This window comes from Gaetbulibacter jejuensis, assembly GCF_039524015.1.
Classification (GTDB): Bacteria; Bacteroidota; Bacteroidia; order Flavobacteriales; family Flavobacteriaceae; genus Gaetbulibacter_B; species Gaetbulibacter_B jejuensis.
The window spans coordinates 19,229-40,951 of the sequence record NZ_BAAAGF010000005.1 but is presented as its reverse complement, the minus strand read 5'-3'; the positions used below and the strand labels follow the sequence as shown (position 1 = coordinate 40,951).

At 33.1% G+C, this 21,723-nt stretch carries 18 protein-coding genes; 10 read left to right on the top strand and 8 right to left on the bottom strand.

Features of this window, described 5'->3' with window-relative positions; translation table 11 throughout:
• The first annotated feature begins 45 nt into the window (after positions 1-45).
• On the top strand, positions 46-369 hold the full coding sequence (locus ABD011_RS14225; protein WP_129761034.1) for a hypothetical protein: 324 nt from the start codon (positions 46-48) through the stop codon (positions 367-369).
• 79 nt (positions 370-448) lie between these two features.
• Here the strand turns inward: ABD011_RS14225 and ABD011_RS14220 are convergent, their stop codons facing one another.
• Entirely contained in the window at positions 449-3,955 is a 3,507-nt protein-coding gene (locus ABD011_RS14220; RefSeq protein WP_343799323.1) for a T9SS type A sorting domain-containing protein, read from the bottom strand.
• A gap of 311 nt (positions 3,956-4,266) precedes the next feature.
• On the opposite strand from ABD011_RS14220, the gene ABD011_RS14215 reads away from it, so the two are divergent.
• Genes ABD011_RS14215 through hemL form a run of 3 tightly spaced genes read left to right on the top strand, consistent with a single transcriptional unit; the run spans position 4,267 to position 7,269 of the window.
• Complete coding sequence (locus ABD011_RS14215) at positions 4,267-5,157, top strand: 1-aminocyclopropane-1-carboxylate deaminase/D-cysteine desulfhydrase (RefSeq protein WP_343799321.1); 891 nt, start codon at positions 4,267-4,269, stop codon at positions 5,155-5,157.
• A gap of 6 nt (positions 5,158-5,163) precedes the next feature.
• On the top strand, positions 5,164-5,979 hold the full coding sequence (locus tag ABD011_RS14210; protein WP_262733770.1) for a glucosaminidase domain-containing protein: 816 nt from the start codon (positions 5,164-5,166) through the stop codon (positions 5,977-5,979).
• A 3-nt stretch (positions 5,980-5,982) separates the two neighbouring features.
• Positions 5,983-7,269 (top strand): glutamate-1-semialdehyde 2,1-aminomutase, encoded by a 1,287-nt coding sequence (hemL, locus tag ABD011_RS14205; protein ID WP_343799317.1) that lies wholly within the window; start codon positions 5,983-5,985, stop codon positions 7,267-7,269.
• A 33-nt stretch (positions 7,270-7,302) separates the two neighbouring features.
• Here the strand turns inward: hemL and ABD011_RS14200 are convergent, their stop codons facing one another.
• From ABD011_RS14200 to ABD011_RS14190, 3 genes are all read right to left on the bottom strand, one after another.
• Positions 7,303-7,641, bottom strand: coding sequence for a hypothetical protein (locus tag ABD011_RS14200; protein ID WP_131508973.1), 339 nt, complete (start codon positions 7,639-7,641; stop codon positions 7,303-7,305).
• A gap of 138 nt (positions 7,642-7,779) precedes the next feature.
• Entirely contained in the window at positions 7,780-8,250 is a 471-nt protein-coding gene (locus ABD011_RS14195) for a hypothetical protein (RefSeq protein ID WP_131508974.1), read from the bottom strand.
• A gap of 78 nt (positions 8,251-8,328) precedes the next feature.
• On the bottom strand, positions 8,329-9,840 hold the full coding sequence (locus tag ABD011_RS14190; RefSeq protein WP_343799314.1) for a hypothetical protein: 1,512 nt from the start codon (positions 9,838-9,840) through the stop codon (positions 8,329-8,331).
• 151 nt (positions 9,841-9,991) lie between these two features.
• Between ABD011_RS14190 and ABD011_RS14185 the strand changes: the two genes are divergently transcribed.
• The 6 genes from ABD011_RS14185 to ABD011_RS14160 all read left to right on the top strand — a co-directional run bounded on the left by ABD011_RS14185 (position 9,992) and on the right by ABD011_RS14160 (position 14,773).
• Complete coding sequence (locus ABD011_RS14185) at positions 9,992-10,141, top strand: hypothetical protein (RefSeq protein ID WP_343799312.1); 150 nt, start codon at positions 9,992-9,994, stop codon at positions 10,139-10,141.
• Positions 10,142-10,149: 8 nt separating this feature from the next.
• On the top strand, positions 10,150-10,617 hold the full coding sequence (locus ABD011_RS14180) for a hypothetical protein (protein WP_343799310.1): 468 nt from the start codon (positions 10,150-10,152) through the stop codon (positions 10,615-10,617).
• Positions 10,618-10,652: 35 nt separating this feature from the next.
• Positions 10,653-11,135: a hypothetical protein gene (locus tag ABD011_RS14175; RefSeq protein ID WP_343799308.1), complete on the top strand. Its 483-nt coding sequence runs from the start codon at positions 10,653-10,655 to the stop codon at positions 11,133-11,135.
• A 103-nt stretch (positions 11,136-11,238) separates the two neighbouring features.
• Positions 11,239-12,528: a DUF2157 domain-containing protein gene (locus ABD011_RS14170; RefSeq protein ID WP_343799306.1), complete on the top strand. Its 1,290-nt coding sequence runs from the start codon at positions 11,239-11,241 to the stop codon at positions 12,526-12,528.
• 3 nt (positions 12,529-12,531) lie between these two features.
• Positions 12,532-13,083 (top strand): GDYXXLXY domain-containing protein, encoded by a 552-nt coding sequence (locus ABD011_RS14165; protein ID WP_343799304.1) that lies wholly within the window; start codon positions 12,532-12,534, stop codon positions 13,081-13,083.
• Positions 13,084-13,135: 52 nt separating this feature from the next.
• Positions 13,136-14,773, top strand: coding sequence for a dipeptidyl-peptidase 3 family protein (locus ABD011_RS14160; RefSeq protein ID WP_343799302.1), 1,638 nt, complete (start codon positions 13,136-13,138; stop codon positions 14,771-14,773).
• A 73-nt stretch (positions 14,774-14,846) separates the two neighbouring features.
• On the opposite strand, the gene ABD011_RS14155 is transcribed toward ABD011_RS14160, so the two are convergent.
• From ABD011_RS14155 to lysS, 4 genes are all read right to left on the bottom strand, one after another.
• Positions 14,847-15,746 carry an endonuclease/exonuclease/phosphatase family protein gene (locus ABD011_RS14155; protein WP_343799300.1) on the bottom strand — a complete coding sequence of 300 codons (900 nt, stop codon included), beginning with the start codon at positions 15,744-15,746 and terminating at the stop codon, positions 14,847-14,849.
• A gap of 90 nt (positions 15,747-15,836) precedes the next feature.
• Complete coding sequence (locus ABD011_RS14150) at positions 15,837-18,332, bottom strand: zinc-dependent metalloprotease (RefSeq protein WP_343799657.1); 2,496 nt, start codon at positions 18,330-18,332, stop codon at positions 15,837-15,839.
• 157 nt (positions 18,333-18,489) lie between these two features.
• A complete protein-coding gene (locus ABD011_RS14145; protein WP_343799298.1) occupies positions 18,490-19,752 on the bottom strand; it encodes a hypothetical protein in 1,263 nt (420 codons plus the stop codon).
• Between the two features lie 188 nt (positions 19,753-19,940).
• Complete coding sequence (gene lysS / locus ABD011_RS14140) at positions 19,941-21,632, bottom strand: lysine--tRNA ligase (protein ID WP_129761018.1); 1,692 nt, start codon at positions 21,630-21,632, stop codon at positions 19,941-19,943.
• Between the last annotated feature and the right edge of the window lie 91 nt (positions 21,633-21,723).

Sequence of the window (21,723 nt, the reverse complement as noted above, 5' to 3'; positions counted from 1 at the left end):
AACAAAGATAATGTAATTTGGATTGATTTTTGAAGTTTCAAGACTATGATATTGGTTTCGAAATATATAGTGCCTAAAGGTTATGTTGGGGTTACAATTTTCCCTTTTGTATTCTTAAAGTATAAAGCTTTGAAAGAAGATGTTGTGCTTTTAAATCATGAGCGAATTCATTTACAACAACAAATAGAATTGTTGATTATTCCTTTTTTTGTGATTTATGGTTTTGAGTTTCTTATAAGACTTTTGCAGTATAAAAGATGGAGTTTAGCTTACAGAAATATTTCTTTTGAGCGAGAAGCTTACTTTCAGGAAGCTCAGCTTGATTATTTAAAGTATCGTAGGTTGTATAGTTTTTTAAAGTATTTATAGTTTTATTCAAGTTAGATGCAAAAAAAGACCTAATGTAATTGGATAGGTCTTTTCTAGAGAAGTGCTTTATATTAATTTTTTATTGTTTTAAAATGATTCTTTGAATTTTTTGTTTTTTAGATTTAGTAAGAGTAGCTTTTACAATATATGTGGCATCCGAAAGATTACTATCTCGTATGATAAATTCTAATTGGTTAATATTGTTTTGCTCAAATAAATTTCTGCCTAATAGGTCGTAGATAATTACAGAATCTATAGTGTTTGTTTCGGATTTTACTTTAATATAATCACTGTTAGGAGCAGAGATGCTTAATTGACCTCTAACGTCATCTTTGTCGATGTCAAGTGTTTCATTAGTGTATCTTAAGATAAAACGGTCGTCAAATGTTGTTGGTTGACTAACACTAAAGATATAAGGCGAAATTTTTAAATCATGTATTGTATTGGTGTAAGTGTCTTCTAGATATATGTTTTGGTCTTCATTAGTGAATAAGCCATCTACATTGCTAATAGCTATAGTGTGAATCCCTGGTTCAGTTAAAACTGTACCTAGATGTACTTGGTCATTTTGATCGAAAGGTAAAGCTCTTCCTTGTATGATCATTCCTTTATCATCAATTTTAGAATACAAGTTTAATGCATTGGACTCTTTATTGTATGCGTCATAAAGGCGGTCTTTTTGATTTGTAGCACCTTCAATATAACCTACTAATATGCTAGAGGATAATTGACTTGGAGATACTAAGTTTAACCAAATACGATGCTTTTCTAGGCTAGATTGTGAGTTGTGGTTTACATTATCACTTGATGGTATTCGATAAAACTGACTGTTGTCATAGCTTGCTGACAGTTGCCTCATGCTATTGTTGAATGTAACGCTACCAGTTTCACTATCATTAAGTGCTAAAACAAAGAATCCTTGACCAGAGGCTATTTGTCCACTAAATGATTCGTCTTGATAGGTATTGGTTCCAGAGAAATTGTATGTTACATAGTCAGAGATATTATAATTTAATACATAGTCTTCATAAAATGAATCGGTATAAGTTCCTAGAATGCTGCCATGGGTCCATATATGAACTGCTCCTTCAATAATGGTATTATTAGGATGGGTTAAAAAAGCTTGAGCATCAAGAGCTGAAGGATAGGGGTTTCCTAGTAAGTTCCAATTGTCATCAAATGGAGTTACGGTTAATAAATCATTGCCATATGGATTGTATGTGAAATTACCGTTTGTGCTTGTGTTGGTTCCGCTATTAATGGTTTTGGTAATGATGCCATTATTGGCTACACCATTGAATGTTGCAGTAAAAGTTGCAGGAGTGTTGGTAAAAGCATCTGGACCTCTTACAATATATCCTTTCCCGTTTTGCATTAAGGATCCTGCTGAGTTTGACCAGTTTCCAAAACAAATAGGAATAACAGGAGGAGGTGTAAAACCATTAGGTATAGTTGTAATCCATTCGTAAATATAATTTGTTGAGGTGCCTGGGGAAACATTATTTACATTAAAATTATTGACTGGAGATGACCAATATACGTAATCAGTACCTCTTATATTAGCATCCCTGTTCATTGTGATGTTGCCTGTATTTGGAATAGTTGGTGCATCATTAACTTGAATTAAACTACCACTACTATTGATTTGAATTGTTCCTATCCCTTGTATGTCTACAAAATCAACAATTGTGACAGAGGCGTCAGATTGTACTGTTAAAGTTGCTCCATCGTGTACTGTAAGATTTAATCCATCTCCATCGTCATTGGTGTAAAGTACTGGGTCATTTCCTGTGATAGGAATTACTACACAGTCTGCTGAAGTAGGAATAGTGTCATCAGACCAATTGAGTGGTTCCATCCAATCGTTAGTAGCTTCAGAACCATCCCATATTTTTACACCATTAACAGTAACGATGAAATTATCTGTTTCAATAACTGTAGAGCTGTTGCAAAGATTATAGGTTACTTCGGCTATGTAAGTTGTTGTAGATGTAGGTGAAACGGTAATGATACCATCATCATCTGGGTCAATAATTTCATTAGCAGGTGAAATTGAATTAGCATACCATTTTAAATCAGTGATAGAGCTTCCAGATGGAACAAAACGCCATGCCTCGTTAGTTGCAGTCCAATCTCCATCGGAAACATCTCTAGCTACTGTGGCTTGTGTTCCGTCAGCATTTTGCAAGCCTATTTGAGCATTTCCGAAGTTCCAAATGTCAGCATATCCACTATCGTAAGCGTCCATGTTTTTTTCTTCGACATATACTTCAATTACGTTTGTGTCTTCGTATAGGACTATCATACCTGTATATAAAGTGCTTGTGTCGTTATACATTGGTACATCTTTCCATGAAGCCACAAGAGCTCTGCAGCCAGTGTTAAGAGTTATAAGTTCCCAACCTACTTCGCCTCCAGCTGTTGGGTCAATGTCGTGATGTACACCATAAATTGAGGGGCCAAAGAAATAGTCAAATTGTAAACCGAAGAAGTGCTCTGTAGAGTTGACCAAGCTAGGTAAATTGTTGTTTATTTCCCAGCCTATGTAGTTGTTAGCAAGTGAAGTGTCAAAAGAAATGACACCATTTGAGCTAATAGTGCAAGTATTATATGATGCGCCATAAAAACAAAAGTTAAAAGGAAGGTTTACCACAGGGGAAAATATATCATCATCATTAACGCTTACAGGGTTTGCTAAACAATCAAATTGATAAGGTGGGTTGTAAGCTATACTTTCAACGTTATAGCTTGTGGTTTCTCCTAGTTCTAGATAGTTAGCTTCTAAGTCTACGGAGGAAGGTGAAGTACAATTAATAGTTATAGTGTCATTTCCTCCACTATCCATAACATCTACACTTGGGCAAGCTAAAGCTGTGGTGCCTGTGCCATTACCAGGAAGGCAAGGGTGAGTGATACATATATCAAAAGTTCCAGGGTTGTTACCATAACTATGTACTCTTATATAGTAAGTGTTTCCTGGTGTGAAGCCAGTTATTTCTGCTGATTCATTAGTGTAATAATCATCTACACAGAGTTCACTAGTCAAAGAGCCACAAGTGCCGGAAAATATTTCAAAAACAGCATCGTCTAGAGTTCCTTCGGTTACAGTGATAGTATGAGTGTCAGTCAAAGCAGTAAAATTATACCATACATCATCATTTGCATTGCTGAAATAACATGATGTTAAACCAGATGGAGTTGCATCTACTGTGGTGCCACTTGTGTTGTTGCAGGTGAGTAAATTTGATGTGAGATTGATACCTCCACAATTGTCGTTTGATGGGGGTGTTGAAGAATACACGCAGATGGTGCCATTCATATTATTGTTGTTAGCGTTATTTGTGCGTATAACTCTAATTAAATATGTGCTATTTGGTAGTACTGTACTTGAAATTGAGGAGTAATTACTAAAAGGTATAATTTCACAATCTATTTCATTGGCAGTGTTGCATGCGCTGTATAATGCTAATCCTATTCTTGGACCGCCATTACTTGTGCCTTCTATGGTTATTTGATTTGTTGTTGCTCCAGTAGTAAAAGAAAACCAACCGTCTCTGTATGAAGTTCCACAGCTTGGATTTGCCATGGTGCTAGAGTATGAAGAAGGGATTGTGAAATTAGTAGTTGTGCAACTGGTTCCTAAACTTAATGTTTGTGCTCCGCTGCAATTGTTGCTTTGACTAAAACCATTAATAGCAAATAATAAAAAACAAATAGTAAAACAAAGTAATTTTCTTATCATAAACCTAAACATTAAATTAGCCATAACATTACTTGTTGTAAATGTTAGATTAGTTATTTAAATGATAGATTTGGAGCGAGTTATAATGTTAAATTTATGAAAAATAATTATAGTTTTAACGTTTGTTTTTGAAATTTTACTGAAAAACTGTTTAAATGCAAAAAAAACCTATTAAAAATACTTTAAATATTGATAATCGTTTGTTTGTGAGAGCTGAGTATCTCAATCATAAATTTGTATCTGGAAATAAACTAAGAAAGTTGAAATACAATCTAGAGTTTGCAAAACACCAAAATATTGATACACTACTGACTTTTGGTGGTGCTTTTTCAAATCATATTTCAGCAACTGCAGCAGCAGGTAAAGAATTTGGGTTTAAAACTATAGGGATTATAAGAGGAGAGGAGCTTAAAACTAATTTTAAGACTAACCCTACTTTGTCTTTTGCTTACGCTTGTGGCATGCAGTTTAAGTTTGTTACAAGACAGCAGTATAGAGAAAAGACTAATGAGGATTTTATAAAAAACTTAAAAGAAGAGTTTGGGGAATTTTATCTTCTTCCTGAAGGAGGTACTAATGAACTTGCTGTAAAAGGTTGTGAAGAGATTTTGACTGAAGCAGACAGCGTTTTTGATTACATCTGCTGTCCTGTTGGAACAGGAGGTACTATTTCTGGGGTTATTAATTCTAGCAATTCACATCAAAAGATTCTAGGATTTCCTGCGTTAAAAGGTGATTTTTTACAAGAAGAAATTGCTAAATTTGCAACACAAAATAATTGGGAGTTAATAACCGATTACCATTTTGGAGGTTACGCAAAGACTAATGATGATTTAATAAAATTCATCAATAACTTTAAGGGTAAACATAATGTGCCTTTAGATCCTATTTATACAGGTAAAATGGTGTTTGGTATTTACGATTTAATTGAAAAAGGCTATTTTCCTAAAGGTTCCAAAATATTAGCAATTCATACTGGAGGTTTACAAGGAATTGAAGGAATGAACCAAAAGTTAAAGCAACAAAATAGGCCTTTAATCGTTTAAGAATTTATGAGAAAACTACTTGCTGTACTATTATTATGTTCCATTGCTTTAAGCTGTGGTTCAAAAAAGAAAATTGTTACAAAAAAGAAACGAAATACTACAAGAACAGAACAAGTTTCAAGGCCAACAGAAAAAGAACCTACTGTAGTTAATCCGTCTGAAAAGGAAGACACTTCTCCAAAAACTTATGCTAGTCCTACTGATGCATATATTGCAACTTATAGTGGAATAGCAATGGAGGAGATGCGAAAATATAAAATACCAGCAAGTATTACTTTAGCTCAGGGAATACTGGAGTCAGCATCAGGAAAAGGACGTTTGGCAGTTGAAGCAAATAATCATTTTGGTATTAAATGTCACGGATGGACAGGTGCTAAAATTTACCATGATGACGATGCTTCTCAGGAATGTTTTAGAAAATACAATCATGCAAATTCTTCGTTTGAAGATCATTCTACATTTTTAACTTCTAGAAGTCGTTATTCAAAATTATTTCAGTTAAAGATTGATGATTACAAAGGTTGGGCTAAAGGGTTAAGAGCTGCTGGATATGCAACCGATAGAAAATACCCTGAAAAACTGATAAGTTTAATTGAGCGCTATCAGCTTTATCGTTATGACGAAGAAGTGCTTGGTAGGCCTTCAAACAAATATGATGATGTTGTTGAAGAAGGACATCTTACACATCAAGTTGTAAAAGGAGATACGCTTTATTCGCTTTCTAGAAAATACAATACAACTGTTGAAACTCTTAAGCGGTTGAATAATATGAGTAATAATGACCTTGCGATAGGTCAGGTGCTTATTATAAAATCTGAATAATTTATGTTATATAAAAGAAGTAGTGCTTTATTTAAAGAAGCTCAAGATGTAATTCCTGGAGGAGTAAACTCACCTGTTAGAGCATTTAAAGCTGTTGGAGGAACTCCAATTTTTGCAAAATCAGCAAAAGGCGCTTATGTTTTTGATGAAGATGATAATCAATATATAGATTACATTAATTCTTGGGGACCGATGATTTTAGGTCATGCACATAAACCAGTTGTAGATGCTGTGGTTGAAAAAGCGAAACTAGGAACATCGTTTGGTATGCCTACTGAGATTGAAACTAAAATTGCTGAATTGGCAATAAGTATGGTGCCAAATATTGATAAAATTAGATTTGTAAACTCAGGTACCGAAGCTTGTATGAGTGCGGTAAGGCTTGCAAGAGGGTTTACAGGCAAAGAAAAAATAATAAAGTTTGCAGGATGCTATCATGGACATAGCGATGCGTTTTTAATACAGGCAGGAAGTGGAGCAGTAACTTTTGGTAGTCCTAATAGTCCTGGAGTAACTGAAGGTACAGCAAAAGATACATTGTTGGCTAGGTATAATGATATTGATAATGTTGAAGCGCTTATAAAAGCAAATGCAGATGAAATAGCGTGTATTATATTAGAGCCTGTTGCAGGGAATATGGGTTGTATCCCACCAAAAGATAACTTCTTACAGAAACTAAGAACATTATGTGATGCTCATAATATTCTATTGATTTTTGATGAAGTTATGACAGGTTTTAGACTTGCTAAAGGTGGTGCTCAAGAGTTGTTTAATGTGGATGCAGATATTGTTTGCTTTGGAAAAGTTATTGGAGGCGGATTACCAGTAGGCGCTTTTGCTACACGTAATGAAATTATGAATCACCTTGCACCTTTAGGAGCAGTTTATCAAGCAGGAACATTGAGTGGGAATCCATTAGCTATGGCTGCTGGTTTAGCAATGTTAACCGAAATTAATTTAGATGATGAGCTGTTTACACGTTTAGCTGAAAAAACAGAATACCTTCATAAAGGTATGACAAAAATACTCCAAGAGCATAACATAGATCATGTAATCAATAGAGTGGGCTCAATGATTTCGGTTCATTTTTGTAAAGATGAGGTTTATGATTTTGAAACTTCGGCTAAAGGAAATAACGCTAGTTTTAAAGCCTTTTTTCATGGTATGTTAAACGAAGGTGTTTATATTGCCCCAAGTGCTTTTGAAACTTGGTTTTTATGTGATGCTTTATCGTATGAAGATTTAGATAAAACTATTGAGGCTGTTAGTAGAGTTGCTAAAACATTATAAAATAAAAAAAGCGGTTTAAAAACCGCTTTTTTTTTATTCTTCGTCTTCTACGTTGTAGAGTTCTTTGTATCTCGTGTATTGTTCTTCGTTTAATATTTTTTTCATTTTTTGAGCCAATACTAAGTCAATCTTTTGCTTAAGCTCTTTATTGTTTTCCATGTCAGAGCTTATTCTTTGATATACTTTTTCGTACTCTTGAAATGCTTGATACACTTCTTCTTGTTGAATGTTATCAAATTTGAGGGTTTTTTTCAGTTCCTTTGCTTTTTCAGAAGCTGCTTGATTTATTTGAAGTTTGTTTTGTGCACTTAGTTGAGGTGCTCCAAGTAACATTGCAAAAGCAAATAAGCAAAGCGTAATTATTTTTTTCATTATAGATAAGATTAAAGTATTTAAAAAAATAGATTGACTAAATTAATGATTTTTGTGATATAATCACAAACAAAAAGCACCGAGTTTTATCTCGATGCTTCAATTAACAAAAAAACTATACTCAACCAATCAAAAATGTTAATCTCTATTGTGTTCTTTTTTCATCATTTTACGCTTTCCTCTTTTGTCTTTATGCTTAGCTTTTGACTCCTCCCATTTCTCAAACTGTTCAGCGTTTAAAATGTTTTTTACTTTTTGTTTTACTTCTATTTGATGATCTAATCTGTCGTTCATTCGTTTTACCATTTCATCTTTAGAAGGCTTTTCGGCATCATCACTATCTTTTAGTTTTTGACGTTCTTCCATTTGTGCTTTTCTAAGTTGTGCTTCTTCTAGATGAATAGCTTGCATTTGCTCTTGCTGTTTTTCGGTTAAATCCAACTCAAGTGTCATGCGTTTAGTTTGTAATGTTGCAAATTCTTCAGGAGTCAAATCCTTCATCATTTCCATTCGTTCTTTTCTTTCTCCTTTTTTAAAATCTTTTTTTCTTTCCTGTGCATTGGCTTGAAAAGCTACTAGTGCCAACGCAATGATTATTGCTTTTTTCATCGTGTCTATTTTTAAAGTTATTTGTTCTTTTGACTTCTGTTGTTTTAAAAGGTTTAATATTGAGATGAAATTTAACTACTAATTAACAGTTTGAGCCTTAGCGATTAAGTTAAGCGTTGTAGTGTATAGTGGTTGGTGTTCCATCTTACTTTTTAACCAAGAATAGAAGCTCATAACAAAAATGTCTTCCTGTTTTGCATCTAGCCAAACAAATGAGTTTTCTACTTTGTTTTTAAACATTGTTGTAGTGACTTGCTCTGGGTTTTTATAGTAATATTCCACAAGATTTAAGTATGTAATTACACGCTCTTGGTTGATGTTTTTTAGGTAACTACGATATGTTCTTTTAAAACTTAATAAGCGCGATTCTACTAGGTCGATATTTTTGAGTTCAATATGTAAAATAATTTCAATTAAATTCTTTTTAATAACCCATTCCTTTCCTGCTTTTTGCATATACCAATTGTCAGTATGGTAAAATTTTGAAAAGATATTTAAAGCGTTTTTGAACTCGTTTTTTTGAATGTAAAACATCACTAAACTTAAATAGATGTCTAATAACGATTCTATATCAGGGTGTTTTGGCACTCTAAAGCCTTCTAGTAATGCTATGGCTTTGTCTTGTTGGTTGGTGTAATTATAGTTTAAAGCAGTAAGCAAATTGTATTTCAGTTTAAAATTATTGTAGTGTTTCTTTTTATGCTGTAACATTTGTTCATGCATCAGGTTTAAATACTCTAATGAGCTATTAAATTTTTTGTTTCTGAACAGTGTATTGGCTATTAAATAAAGTACTTCAATGTGATAAAACGGTTGCTTGTTTTTAGTTTTGTGCGATTTAATGCTTTGGTAGGTATTGATGATAAACGGTTCAATTTTTAGATAGTCGTTAGTGACAAAAGCTGAAATACTTACAATGGTCATGAGTTGATATAACGATTTAAACGACATAGATTCTGAAACGCTTATATTGTGTTCGTTTAGCGTTGAATTTAATAAGGTTTGAAAATCGACAATCTCACCTTTGTAGGTCATGTTGTGTAATGTTTGTCTAATTTTTGCATACACAATATTGAGTTCTTCTTCTAAAAAGTGATTTTTTTGGTTGATTTTAAACTTGGTTATAAGTGTATTGATATCTACCGTAGGGTTGGTGTAAGCATACTGTATTTTGGTATGGTAAATTTCATTAAGAATAGGGAATAGGTAGTGCTCTTGTGCTAATAGTTCAGCTTTGTCTAATAATTTGTAAGCAACTTTAGGGTTATTGTGTAGTAGGAATGTTCTAGAAGCTAAAATGTATTTTATAATTTGCATATCTACAGAATTTTCTTCTTCTAGATTTGCATTCGCAATAAAATCGATTAAAGATTGAAACAAACGCTTGCGCAACGCATGATAGGCATCTGCTTTGTTGCTCTTATAAAGTTTTATGCAGATGTCTTTAGATGTTAAATTGTCCTTAGTTAATAGCTTAAATAACTGAATGTTTTTAGTGTCGTTGCGTTTGTTCTTCTTTTCTAAATACAATACAAAACGTTGTTGGTCTTCACTTGAAAATGTAGAAATAATAGATTTTAAGTCAGTCATTTAATCGTCAGTAAATAATTAATTATAATATTAAATATAGTATTTTTTAACTGTATAATATAAAATATATCGTCAGTAATATTTTAAAAACGTGTTTTGATATTTTGTGAAGTGTCGCAGATTTGCTGTGTAATCAACAAAACAAAATATTATGAAGTCATTCTTAAAAGTAAGCGTATTTGTAATCGTATTCGTTACAATTACAATCTTTTCAAAATCTATTTCTAAAGAAGTTGTAACCCAATACAATAACTGTGTAACCTTTATGGCAAATAATACTGTTGCAAGTATTAACCAATAGTGGCTGTAATGAAACTCAAAAATTTAAATACAGCTTTTATTGTTACTACAGGAATTTCGGTAATGGTGTTTATTTACTTGGTGTTTTTAGGATACGACGAAATAAAAACCTTAAAAGATGTTATTAAAATTATAGCATCAATACTATTCCCAATTCCAATGTTGTTTTTTGTGCGTTTTATTTTAATAGAACATTTTTTACCACAAAACACAGACGAATACAAAGCAAAAAACCAAAAACCAGCAACAGTGTTGCTTATTGCTACAATTATTATAGGTGTACTGTTTATGCAGTTTGTAGAATTAATAACAAGTCAAAAACTTGAAGACAATTTAATTTTTGCGCACTTAATAAACTCTACAACCATTAGTAGCTATGTGCTTAATTACATTCTGTATAACAACTTAAGAGCTAACGGTATTTTAAGTGGTGTGTTGTTATCATTAGCGATACACATATTCTTTTTATCAGCTTAAATCAAAACAAAGTTTAATCATCAAAATTTAATATTATGAATCCAATTATGAATACTCCAAAACCAACAAGTAACTCAGGAAAAAGAGAACTACTATTCACATTTCAATCTATAATTGTTACAGGTCTTTTAGCGTTTACCGCAATTGCGTTTTTCTTTTACAACGATTTGTCTATAGTAAAAGGCATCAAAGTTATTTTTGCACCATTTTTATCAGTAGTGCCGTTGCTTTTTATACTCTCAATATTAAGAGACTTACGCAAAGGATTTATTGAAGGTAATTATAGCAAACAGGAAATAATAAAGTTCTGCATCATTACAGTAGCAATTACTGCAGCTTTTACTGGTATTACATTTTTACTGTCTAAAATAGGTGCTTTAGAAATTTTATTGGCAGCTATTATAGCGATACTAAGTACTGTATTCTTTTTAAAAACCAAGATTAAGGACATTTTAGGAATGAGCATCGTAACAGGAATTGCCGAAGGTATCATCGTATATATGATTTTTTTGTTTTGATGATTGGTTAGTTAACCTCAAGCCTCGTAGCTAAATTTTTGGTTGCGAGGTTTTAAAACAAAATCATATAGGTTTATTTTTTAACTTAATATCAAAAAATAAAATGAACTCAAAACTCATAAAAGAATTACCACAATTGGTGAAAGATCAAGTCATTTCAGAAGACGTGGCTCGTAATATTGAGGTCTATTACCAGTTGAAACAAGACGATAAACCAAATAAATTATTTACAGTATTTGGTGTGTTGGGATCCATTTTGGTTGGCTTAGGTGTTATTCTCATTTTAGCACATAATTGGGACAATTTTACAAGAGCAACAAAAACCATTTTTGCATTTTTACCTTTGGTAATAGGTCAGTTGTTTGTAGGCTATTCTATTTTAAAAAATAAGAGCGCCACTTGGAAAGAAGCCTCAGGAACATTTCTGTTTTTTGCAGTAGGTTCTAGCATAGCTTTGGTAAGTCAAATTTATAATATACCAGGTAATTTAAGCTCTTTTTTACTCACTTGGATTGTATTGTGCTTACCACTAATTTATTTGCTCAAATCCAATGCGTTGGCAATGCTTCACATAGTATTTGCAACATATTATGCATGCAACTATGGTTACGGTTATTTTACAATGCAACAAACACCTTGGTTGTATTTAGGGCTAATGGCTTTGGTATTGCCACATTACTGGCAACTATTAAAAAACCATCCAAAAGCCAACGTTACTTCAATATTTAACTGGATATTACCCTTAAGTTGTACTATCATCTTAGGTGCTTTTGTAAACAATCAAGGTGATTATGGGTATTTAATGTATGTTATCTTGTTTGGTTTGTTTTATAACATTGGTAAGATTCCGTTTTTTGATCATCAAAAATTGAGACGTAATGGATACTTGATTTTTGGTTCTGTAGGAACAATAATTTTATTATTGTGGACAAGTTTTAATTGGATTTGGGAATTCAACGAAAACAATTCAACGTTTGCCTCTCAAGAGTTTTTTATTGCCTTATTTTTGTTTGTAGTTACAGCAATGGTTTTAGGGTATTCGTATTCAAAAAAATGGATTAAAGGTTTCAATTTGTTCCACATCGTGTTTATTATGTTTACTGTTCTGTTTTTTATAGGAACAAGCAACAGTATTATACCAACCATTGCCATTAACTGTATCATTTTTGCTTTAGGATTAATAACCGTAAAAATAGGAACAGATAAATTTCACTTCGGAATTTTAAACTACGGTTTACTTATTATAACAGCCTTGGTTGTCTGTCGCTTTTTTGATACAGATATGAGCTACGTTATTAGAGGTTTGCTTTTTGTGAGTGTTGGTGCTGGATTTTTTATAACTAATTATGTAATGCTTAAAAAGCAAAAGTCTAAACTTAATTCTAAAAATTAAATCATGAAAACGATACATATATTCATCGTGTTTATTTTGGTTGCTGCTGCGCAATTGATACTGCCAGCTCAAATGATTTTTAACCAAGAAAATATTTTAAAAACAGGAACAGCTTTTAAATTTAAAACTCAACCTGTAGATCCTTCAAACCCATTTAAAGGCAAGTATATTTACCTCAATTTTGAAGCTAATACTATAAAAACTACTGATTCTACCTGGTCAAGACATGAACCGGTTTTCGTGTCGGTTGTTGAGGATAGTTTAGGGTTTGCTATGATTGATAAAGTAACTAGAACTAAACCTGGTAATGGGAATTTTGTAAATGCAAAAGTGAGTTATTATAGCAATTATGATAAAACACTTCGTTTAGACTATCCGTTTAACGAGTTTTATATGAACGAAAACAAAGCCTATGATGCTGAAATTGCTCATGCCAATGCACAAAATGATTCAATACCCAATAACACTTACGCTTTAGTGTTTATAAAAGAAGGCGAAACAGTGTTGGATAATGTGTTTATTGATGAGATTCCTATTGCTGATTATGTTGAATAGTATATTTGAAATGACTAACTTTGAAACAATCAAAATTAACTCATTAAATTTTATGAAGAATATACTCGCAATGCTTTCACTTATGGTGATTGTATCGTCTTGTAAAGAAGACAAAAAAGAAGTAGTAAGTGAAGAACCAACGCAAACCGAAATGCAAAAAAACTTAGGTAAATACGTAAGCGTTAAACTAACTTCAGATGTAAATAAGCTTTCCGAAAAAGAACAACAAATGTTGCCTTTGCTTATTAAAGCTGCTGAAAAAATGAACGACTTATTTTGGTATGAAGCCTATGGAGACAAAACAGAGTTGTTGAACTCAATTGAAGACGAAGACACTAAAACTTTTGTAAAAATCAATTATGGTCCTTGGGATAGATTAGATGGTAATAAACCATTTGTTGAAGGTGTAGGAGAGAAGCCATTAGGTGCAAATTTCTATCCAAAGGATATGACCAAAAAAGAATTTGAAGCTGCTGATATTGAAGATAAATCAAGTATCTACAATTTTGTACGCAGAGACGAAAATGGAAAACTGTATTCAATTCCTTATCACAAACAATTTGAAAATGAAGTTAAGGAGGTTTCTGAGTTATTAAAAGAAGCAGCTAAACTAGCAGAAGATGAAGGTTTAAAAACATACTTAGAGCTAAGAGCACAAGCGTTATTAGATGATAACTATCAACCAAGTGATTTAGCTTGGATGGATATGAAAACCAATACGCTTGATATCGTTATTGGTCCAATTGAAACTTATGAAGACCAAATGTTTGGTAATAAAGCAGCACACGAAGGTTATGTGTTAATTAAAGACCAAGAGTGGAGTGCTAAATTAGCGCGTTTTGCTAGCTTCTTACCAGAACTTCAAAAGGGAATTCCTGTAGCTGACGCTTACAAACAAGAAACTCCAGGAACAGATAGCGATTTAAATGCTTACGATGTAGTGTATTATGCTGGAGACTGTAACTCTGGTAGTAAAACAATTGCTATTAACTTACCAAACGATGAGGAAGTACAGTTGCAAAAAGGAACTAGACGTCTTCAGCTTAAAAATGCTATGCGTGCTAAGTTTGATAAAATTTTAGTGCCGATTTCAGATGTGTTAATAGATGAAAGCCAAAGACAACACATTACTTTTGATGCTTTTTTTGCCAATACAATGTTTCATGAGGTGGCACATGGTCTTGGTATAAAAAATACTATAAACGGTAAAGGAACAGTTAGAACGTCCTTAAAAGAGCTTGCAAGTGCTTTAGAAGAAGGAAAAGCAGACGTGTTAGGACTTTATATGGTACAACAATTACATGAAAAAGGCGAAATTGATGGTGATATGAAAGACTACATGACTACGTTTATGGCTAGTATTTTCCGTTCTGTTCGTTTTGGAGCATCATCTGCACATGGTAAAGCAAACATGATTCGTTTTAATTTCTTTAAAGACAAAGGCGCATTTACAAGAAATGCTGACGGAACTTATAAAATTGACTATGCAAATATGATTGTTGCTATGAAAGATCTATCTAGTCTTATTTTAACACTTCAAGGAAATGGCGACTATGATGGTGTAGCAAAACTTGTTGCTGAAAAAGGTAAAATCTCAGAGGAATTACAATCAGATTTAGACCGTTTAAGTTCAGCTAATATTCCTGTAGATGTTATTTACGAACAAGGAGCAGATGTATTAGGATTGTAATTTAAAGTCATTAACATAAAAGAAAGCTTTAGGGAAACCTAGAGCTTTTTTTGTTTCAATGCTTGCGCTTTATTTATTGGTATGATGCGACTAATAAAGCGTGGTCAGATGAATTTTGAAAGTAGTGTTTGTTTAGCTTTATAGGGTTGAATTTTTTTGAAATCCAAATTTGATCTAACTCCAATAAAGGAATACCAAAAGGCCATGTAGCTGTAAAACCGTTGCTTTTAGAGTGGAAACTAGTAAAGTTGTTTTTAAGCTGTTTAAAATGAATACTCTCATAAGGCGTATTGAAATCACCTAGAATAAAATCAAATGAGTGTGTTTTGTTGTAAAGTGCTATTTGTTCAAACGCTTCTGTTTTGTCTTTTAACGGACTTGCATAAAGATCAGTCATTAAAATAGAAAGTTCTTTGTTTTTAACTAAGGCTTTAATAAAGTTGAATCTGTAGTTATCACTTTTAGAAAGATAATTGGTTTCAATAATTGAACCTTTAATTCCTATGAGCATGTTTCCTTCCAAAACTTTAAATTCAAACTCAGAATGTAATTTGTTAAGAGTGTTTAAGTCCTCGTTTGAAACATCTACAGCTTCAACAAATGATAGAATATTTGGGTTATGTTCGCGGATGATATTAGAAATTATTTCAATAGGAAAATGTTTTTTTTTAGCTACATTCCAAAATACTAAGGATGTTGTGTTTTTAACGCTTGCTTTATTGTTGAAGTAGTAGTTGTTGAAAAAATAGAAAGTTAATAGAGTTAATAAAGCAGAAAGAAGTAGAACTAGTTTTCTTTTTCTACAAAAAATAAAGCATAAAACAATACCATAAAAAATAATGGTTATAAGAGGTGTGCTGTAAAATACAGTGCTGATTAAAGGGAAATTGTCTTTTAAAACAAAATGAATTAAAAGCAGTATAACAAAGACTATTAAAAGGAGGTTGCGATACTTTTTGATAAGCTTCATCATTACTATTTAACTGTTGATTTATGCTATTATTGTATAAAAAAAGCTCCAGAATTATCTGGAGCTTTTTCAGTTATTAATTACTAATGTAAATTATCCATTCGGATTTAAAATTGCATCAATACGCTCTAAGGCATCAGCAATATGAATTCTACTCATTTCATCAGCACCACGAGCCGAACGTAATTGGCTACGAAGTGATTTTAACTCAGCTCTTACAACTGCTCTAATATCTGACTGACTTGTGTTAACAGCAGTAGACTTTTGGTATCCTCCAAAATCTGGAGCTTTTCTTTGACTATCAGCAGTCATTAAATAGCCTAGTCTATCAATATGAGCACGTTGTAAATTACGTCTGTAAGTATCAATTTTTCTACCTGTACGCAATTCACTCCAAATACCAGAACGCATATCTTTCATCATGTCTGTTAACGAATATGCATTGTTACCATTATATGTTTCAGCTTCGGTTAAACGTTGCATTTTACCTAAGCTCATAATGTTGTTCAATGTTCTTACTTGTATTCCTCTAATACGGTCAACAGAACCTGAATATTCAATACGATCAAAAATGTTTTTGTCAATCAACCAGTCTGGAGTATCAAATAATTGTTCTTGTATAAACTTCATTGCACGTTTTTGGTGGTCTTTAGGTACTGCAGTATAAACAACACCATCTTGTTCAGCAGTTTTGTAATGCTCATATACACCACCAATATTGTTAGATACGTGTCCCATGTAACGGTTAAACTGAGACACTACATGACCGTACATTTCCTGTAAGTCATCATAATCTTCTCCAGCTTCAGTTGTCCATGTGATTAAGTTTGGTACAATACGCTTTAAGTTTTTAATACCATATTCACTTGCTAACATAGCGTCGTCACCTAAATCTTCTGTTTGAGAGCTTGGGTCGTGAATATCACCTACTTGTTGGTGTCCAAATCTGTACATTGGGTCACCAGCATGCTTAGTAATCCAACTGTTTAAGATTGGTTTTTCTTCTTCAGCAGTTTTATCTAAAATAGGTCTGTAACCCCATTCAATAGCATATTTATCATAAACACCAATGTTTGGCATTAATGCAACACCTTCATCTCCTGGTTGCGCAACGTAGTTAAAACGTGCATAATCCATAATAGAAGGAGCAGTACCATACTTTTGAGTAAATTCAGCGTCTCTTAATTTTTCAACTGGGTAAGCAACACTACTTCCCATGTTGTGAGGTAAACCTAATGTATGACCAACCTCATGAGCAGATACGAAACGAATTAAACGTCCCATAACTTCATCTCTAAACTCTGGGCTTTGAGCATCTGGGTTGATAGCTGCAGTTTGTACAAAGAACCAACCACGTAATAAAGACATAACGTTGTGGTACCAGTTAATATCACTTTCTAAAATTTCTCCTGTTCTTGGGTCACTTACGTGAGGTCCATTCGCATTTGGAATTGGAGATGCTAAATAACGTACTACAGAATATCTAACGTCTTCAGGACTCCATTCTGGGTCTTCCTCAACAGATGGAGGGTCTTTTGCTATAATAGCTTCTTTAAAACCGGCTGCTTCAAAAGCTACTTGCCAATCTTCGATTCCTTGTTTAATATATTTTCTCCACTTTACAGGAGTTGCTCTATCAATGTAGTATACAATTTGTTTTTTAGGAACAACTAATTCTCCTCTTTTAAACTTTTCAATGTCTTCGTCTTTTACTTCTAGTCTCCAACGGTCTAAGTATTCAAGAGTTTTACTTCTTTGGTCACCAAGTCCGTAATCCGTTTGAGTGCTTGTAAACCATCCAACACGCTCGTCAAAATAACGACGCTTCATTGGGTTGTCTGGTAACAAAATCATTGAGTTGTTGATTTCTAATGAAATAGTTCCTGTGCTAGAGTTTGAAGGCGGATTTCCAGCTGCATACGTTTTTACGTGTCTAGCTTCAATGTTGTGAGGGTAACTTTTAATAGATTCAATAAAAGATTTGTCGCTTTCCATTCTAGAAACTTTATAACCGCTTCTTCTAAACTGTGGTAGTCCTAAAGCTTTTACATCTTTTTCAAATAAAGGAGACGCATCAATTACTGTACTTGTAGAGTCTTTTCCAATAGCTTTTACAGGAAACGTAAATAATACAGGCTCAAAGTTTGAGTTTACTACAGCTTCATGCACTGGAAGTGAGTCAGCAGCAACAACATTGTAAGATACTACTCTTAAAATTACTTTGTTACCTTTCTTTTGCCAACGTAATACTTGTTCGTTTTGTTTTCCACCACCAAAACCTAGTCCACTAGCAGTTTTAGCTATTCTTGTTACCATTAACATTTCACGCTCAAACAGAGAATCAGGGATTTCATAAAAGAAACTTTCATCAACTTGATGAACTGTAAATAGACCAGCATCACTTTTAGCATCTTTTGTGATTACTTTACTGTAAGGTTGTGGGTCGTTTTTTCCTGGTTTTTTAGAAGGTGCTTTGGCTGAAGCACTTGCTGAGGTTTTTGATTTGCTTGCTTTTTTTGTTGTTGAACAAGAGAACGCTAGGAACGCTGTTGCAACAAAAAGCAATTTAATAGAAAATCGTTTCAAAATATGTTGGTTTTAAATTAAGATGCGTGAAAATACGGAATACTTGAAAATTTTTAGAGGTCTTTTAGAGTTTTTTAGTATTTTTTTAACGTTAAATTAGTGTTGTATAAAAAAAGCAGCTATTGATTTATAGCTGCTTTTTTATTTGTGAAGTTTATTCTTATTCTAGGGTTTCTAGATATGGTATAATTAAATCTAACGCTTCTTGATGAGGTGTTGTAACACCTATAAAAGGCATGCTGTAGCCTTCAATTGAAGTTTGAATTCTTGCCATTATGCTATAGCGTCTTTCGTAAATAAAAGTATTTTCAAAATCTGATTCGTAGTCTAAGTTTAATGCTTCATAATAACTTTCGTTATGGAAACCACCAGCTGAATGACAATGCGCGCAGTTTACGTCAAAGTAAGCTCTAACACGCTTTTGAGTTGATAAAGAAGTGTCTTCCCAATTAGGTAATGTGCTTACTGTACTTGGGTCAGAAAGACCTGCAAGAAACATTCTGTCTTTTAATGCTTGAAGTTGGTTAACATCATCAACGCTAAAATTAAGTGTTCTTAATTTTGGTCCTATTGGAGTCATTGCTCCATAAGTTTGGTGACAAGTAAAGCAATCATCATAAGATGGTACTTTATAATTAACATTTTTAGTATCTCCGTTATTGTCAATCCAACTTACAGGAAGTTCTAAACCATCATTGTCTAGATAAGCTTCTGTTTGTGCTTCATTCCAAACATAATTACCAGCTTCCCATTCGCCATTTAACTTTATAAGAATTCTAGTTTCAATAATGTTTCTTCCTAACGACTCGTCTCTGTCGTCAACATTGTAATAAAAGGTTTTTGCAATAACAGTATTGTCAGGGAAAAGTGGTAAACCGTCTCCGTTGTATATCATTTCTTCACCAAGCGGTAAAGCTATTAGCCTTTGTTTATGAGCGTAATCAGTGTAAAGTGCTGAATGTAATTCGTACTCAAAAGTATAAGTGCTAGGTTGTAAGTTAGATAAATTTCCACTAAAAAGATTTAATTCAGAAAGTGTAGGTTTAAACTCCGGAATCACAGGATTAGGTAACGTAGTAAAACTTTTTACACTGGATAAAATACTCTCGTTACTGACGTCGCAAATGGTTTTTACGTAGTAATCATAAGTTGTATTAGCTGATAAGCCTGTAAATAAGTAGGAGTTATCATAAATTGTAAATGATTGTCCTGTGCCTAATTGAAATCCACTAACACCAAATTCAATTTTGTAAACAGCATCTACATTGTCGTCTTCCCAATGCGCTATAGCTGATTGATATGTAATATTGGTTTCGGTTAAGTTGTAGGGAGTTATACACTCAGGAACTGTAATTTGGTCATCGTCATTATTACACGAAAAAAATAATGACATAAGCATTAAAGCTAGACTAAGTTTTTTCATTGTTTGGGTTAAAAATTGATTAATAGCTGAGCGAATGTAATAAAAAAAGTTGTTAATGAGCAGTTTAAATCGGTGTTGTGCTAGTTTTTTTCCTCAAAAAGAGCTGTTAAAATGTTTTCTTTTAGTTTATACATAAAAAAAGAACCGCTAATAAACGGTTCTTTTTAATAAATTATAGTGTTAGTTTTTTAAGCTAATTCAACCAATAGACTGTCATCAGTTTTATTAACTTTAGCTAACTTTTTACCAGTTAACCCTTTAATGGTTTTGTCCCATTTTTTGTTGCTAAGTGCAGACTGAGTTTTTAACTCATTAAGGTCAATTGGTGAGTTAGATTTTAGAATATTGAATACTAGTTTCTCTTCCTCTGTCATTTCTACCTGTTTTTTTTCAGGTTTCATTTGAGGGAAGAATAATACCTCTTGAATACTTTGATTGTTGGTTAAGAACATGATTAAACGGTCCATACCAATTCCCATTCCTGAAGTTGGTGGCATACCATATTCTAACGCACGTAAAAAGTCGTAATCTATAAACTCAGTAGCTTCATCATCTCCTTTTTGAGCTAGCTTTAATTGATGCTCAAAACGTTCTTTTTGGTCAATTGGGTCGTTTAACTCAGAGTAAGCGTTTGCAATTTCTTTACCGCAAACCATAAGCTCAAAACGCTCAGTTAACTCAGGGTTTTCTCTATGTTCTTTACATAATGGGCTCATCTCTTTTGGATAGTCTGTAATGAAGGTTGGTTGTATGTAGTTGCCTTCACACTTTTCACCAAAAATTTCATCAATCAACTTACCTTTACCCATGGTGTCATCAACTTCAATTCCCATGCCTTTTGCAGCAGTTCGAATCTCGTCTTCAGTCTTATTATAAATATCAAAACCTGTAAATTCTAAGATAGAATCGCGCATTGTAATACGCTTGTAAGGTGCTTTAAAGCTTATGTTATGCTCTCCAAAAGTAGCTTCAGGAGTTCCGTTTACTGCAACAGCACAATGCTCTAATAATTGCTCGCAGAAATCCATCATCCAGTTATAATCTTTGTATGATACGTAGATTTCCATAGCTGTAAACTCAGGATTATGAGTACGATCCATACCTTCGTTACGGAAGTTTTTAGAAAACTCATATACACCTTCAAAACCACCAACAATTAAACGCTTTAAGTATAACTCATTAGCAATACGCATGTATAGTGGAATATCTAAACTGTTGTGATGTGTTACAAAAGGTCTTGCAGCTGCACCACCAGGAATAGGTTGTAAAATAGGAGTTTCAACCTCAAAATAACCAGCGTTATTAAAAAACTGACGCATAGCGTTAAACAGTTTTGTACGCTTAACGAATACTTCTTTTACATGAGGATTTACAACTAAGTCAGCATAACGTTGTCTGTAACGTTGTTCAGGATCGGTAAATGCGTCATGAACTTTACCATCGGCATCTACACGTGGTTGTGGTAATGGTTTAAGTGCCTTACTAAGTAGAGTAAAGTCGTTTACCATTACAGTTTTTTCGCCTACTTTGGTTTTAAAAAGTGTGCCTTCAACACCAATAAAGTCTCCTATATCTAGAAGTTTTTTGTAAACGTCGTTATATTTTGATTTGTCGTCACCAGAGCAAATTTCATCTCTGTTAAAATAAACTTGGATGCGACCTTCGCTATCTTGTAATTCAGCAAAACTAGCACTTCCTTGTATACGACGAGACATTAAACGACCAGCAATAATTACTTTTTTACCTTCTTCAAAATCAGATTTTATTTGTTTTGAGGTATGGTTTACTGGATATAAATCGGCTGGATATGGGTTGATTCCCAAATCGCGAAGTTTGTTGAGTTTCTCTCTTCTTACTAATTCTTGTTCTGAAAGCTGCATGCTATTTGATTTTGAAATGCAAAATTACATTTTTTAACACAACTAGCACGCAACTTTTTAGGTTGATTTAACATTTTGACTCTAAAAAGTG